2 protein-coding genes are annotated in these 2,939 nt (G+C 70.0%); one reads left to right on the top strand and one right to left on the bottom strand.

Features of this window, described 5'->3' with window-relative positions; genetic code table 11:
* The coding region (locus tag FDZ70_08750; protein ID TLM71934.1) for a cell wall-binding repeat-containing protein at positions 1-1,197 on the top strand (1,197 nt) is incomplete at its 5' end.
* Between the two features lie 76 nt (positions 1,198-1,273).
* Here the strand turns inward: FDZ70_08750 and FDZ70_08745 are convergent.
* Complete coding sequence (locus tag FDZ70_08745; GenBank protein ID TLM71933.1) at positions 1,274-2,191, bottom strand: cell wall metabolism sensor histidine kinase WalK; 918 nt, start codon at positions 2,189-2,191, stop codon at positions 1,274-1,276.
* Between the last annotated feature and the right edge of the window lie 748 nt (positions 2,192-2,939).

Genomic DNA, 2,939 nt, shown 5'->3' with positions numbered 1-2,939 from the left:
GACGTCGCGACGACCGGCGAGCTGGCCTACGTCACCTCGTCCGACACCGGCTGGAACGGCTGCGCGGGCACAGCGGCCTCGGACGGCGCGACTCCGACCGCCGTGGCCGTCGGCAGCGGCGGCCTGCGGCTCATCGACGCGGCCTCGCCGTCCGTGCCGTTCCTGGCCGGCTTCAACCCGGTCGGCGGCGCCTTCGCGACGATGGCGGGCGACCTCGTGCTCGTCACGGACCCGGACGAGGGCGCGCGCCTCTACCGCTACACGCAGGTCACCGACCGCGACGCCGGCCTGTCGCGCTACGAGACGGCCGTCGAGATGTCGAAGGACATCCCCGCGTCCGACTACGTCGTGCTCGCGACCGGCGCGACGTACCCGGACGCGCTGTGCGGCGCCTCGCTCGCGTACGCGCTCGACGCGCCGATCCTCCTCGTGCGGCCCGACGGCATCCCGGACGAGGTGGCGGCACGCATCACCGAGCTCGGCGCAACCAAGGCGATCGTGCTCGGCGGCACCGCCGCAGTCGGCCAGGGCGTCATCGACGACCTCGCCGCACTCGGGATCACCGGCGACAACGTCACGCGCCTGTCGGGCTCCGACCGCTACGAGACCGCCGAGCAGATCGCGCTCGAGCTCGAATCCGTGCTCGGCGCCGGCTCGTGCGACACGGCATTCGTCGCCACGGGCCTGAACTATCCCGACGCGCTCGCCGCGGGCGGGGCAGCCGCCAAGATGGGCGCGCCGATCCTGCTCACCAAGCCGTGGGAGCTGCCCGACGCCACCGCCGACGCGCTCGACGCGCTCGGATGCGCCGACACCATCGTGCTCGGCGGCACCGGCGCAGTACCCGACGCCATCGCAGCCGACCTGCCGAGCCCGGAGCGCCTCGCCGGCGCCACGCGGTACGACACAGCGGCGCGGATCGCGGACTTCTCACTCACCGAGCCGTCGTGCGCGTTCACGCCGGGCGAGCTGTTCGTCGTGACGGGCCTGAACTTCCCCGACGCCCTGCCCTGCGGCGTCATCTCGGCGATGCACGACGCGCCGACCCTGCTCGTGAACACGGGAGTCCCCGGGGCGACCGGCGCGTTCGTCGCGGACCACGCGGCCGAGGTGGACAGCATCCGGATCGTCGGCGGCACCGGCGCGGTGCCGGCGGACGTCGAGTACGAGCTGTTCGCCCTGGTCCAGGGCCAGTGACCCCGGGCCGAAAGGCCCGGTGCACGCGAAGGGCGCCCCGCAAAGGGCGCCCTTCTTCACGCGTGCGCCCCGCCGGCTACCTGCCGCCGGTGAGCGCCTTCAGGGTCGCCGCGATGAGGTCCATGAACTTCGCGAAGAACTGCTCGAACTGCCCGATCTCGTCACCGCTCATCTCGGCCTCGTAGTGGGTCGAGAAGTCACCGCCGGCGATGCGGACCGAGATGTCCTCCATCGTCACGATCATCGTGTTCAGGCGCTTGAAGATGAGCGTGTCGAGCATGCCGCCTATCACGATCGTCGCGGCGAGCAGGGTGATCGCAATGACCATCAGCGTGCTGATCATCGAGGACTTCGCCGAGTCCGCCTGTGCCGAGATGTCCTCGATCGAGTAGAGCACGCCGACGACCTGGCCGGCCGCGTCGGCGATCGGGTAGACATTGTGGGCACGGCTCGTGCGGTCCTCGCTCCACGCTACGGTCCAGTAGTCACCCTCGGCGGTCATCGCATCATGGCAGGTCTTCGCGCACGAGCCGTTCTCGATGCCGACGAACTTGCCGGTCTCGGGAATGTCCCCCGCGGGCACCTCGAAGCGCATCTTCTCGGCGAGCGCGTCGTCGGTGGCGGCGACGAGCACGTAGTTCTCGCGCTCGTCCCAGTTGCTCGGCTTGCCAGCGTCGGAGCGCTCCTTCTCGTAGGCAGCCTTGTCGAGCTTGGTCTTGTCGACCAGCAGGCCGTAGTCCGCCGACGAGATGTGCTTGACGTGCTCGAGCAGCACGGCACCGTCCGCTATCGGGTCGAGAGGCCCGGAGGCCGGACGTGACTCGGCCCCCAGCTCGTCCCACGCCGCCGACCCGACAGCGAGTGACTTCGCGGCGGCCACGTCGAGCCCGCCGGACGAGGACTGGTGCAGGTAGACGACGACCACCAGCGCCCCGATGAGGTTGACGACCACGACCCCCGCGAGGATCTTCCAGCGGATCGAGAGGTTCTTCATCGCTCGCGCCTCCAGCTCCCTCGGCCCTGCTCGGCCGTTACGCCCTCACACAGAGTATCCGACATACCCGGTCTTCCCACAAACCCCGCACTTCACCTACGGCCACAGCGGCTGCGTGGAGATCATCGACGGCAGCGGGTGGCTGCTCGTCCGCGAGTTCGCATAGCACCCGTTCACCGAGCAGTTGCCGGGGCTGATGCTCGTCCCGGACATGTTCGCCAGCTTGATGCCCGTGAGGCCCCAGTGCCCCGGACGTACGTACGGGTACTGGTCGGCCGCGACGCCGTCGGTCGTCACCGCCGTGCGGATGAGCAGGCGCGGGCGCTTCCACGCGTGCGGTATGCGCACGTGGCAGTCGATGCACTTCGCGCCGTAGATGCCCGCAGGCGAGGTGGTGTAGGTGGCATAGCGACGGTGAGTGTTGTGACGGCTGAAGCCACCGGCCGTAGCGGTGCCCGGGTTCGAGTTCACGAAGACGGTGTGGCACTTGTAGCAGACGACCGGCTGGTAGCCCGGCGGGTTCGTGGAGGTCGCCGGGTCGAGCTGGTAGGCGTTCGTCGTCGGGTTCGCGTACTCGGTCTGACTGTAGCCGGAGATGATGCGGACCTCTACCGCGGCGCCGTGCGGGCCCGCCGGCGCGCCGGAGAACACGTGGCAGTCGGTGCACTTGACCGTGAGCGCCTGGATGGCCGCCGTCGTGACGGCCGAGGGATACGCGGTCGTGTCGAGCCAGCGGGTGGTGCCGCTG

Source organism: Actinomycetota bacterium, assembly GCA_005774595.1.
Lineage (GTDB): Bacteria > Actinomycetota > Coriobacteriia > Anaerosomatales > D1FN1-002 > D1FN1-002.
This window is presented reverse-complemented; position numbering and strand designations above follow the sequence as displayed.

Bases quoted from the DNA above. Each gene is read 5' to 3' on its own strand.
- FDZ70_08745 (TLM71933.1), bottom strand. From the start codon at position 2,191: ATGAAGAACCTCTCGATCCGCTGGAAGATCCTCGCGGGGGTCGTGGTC.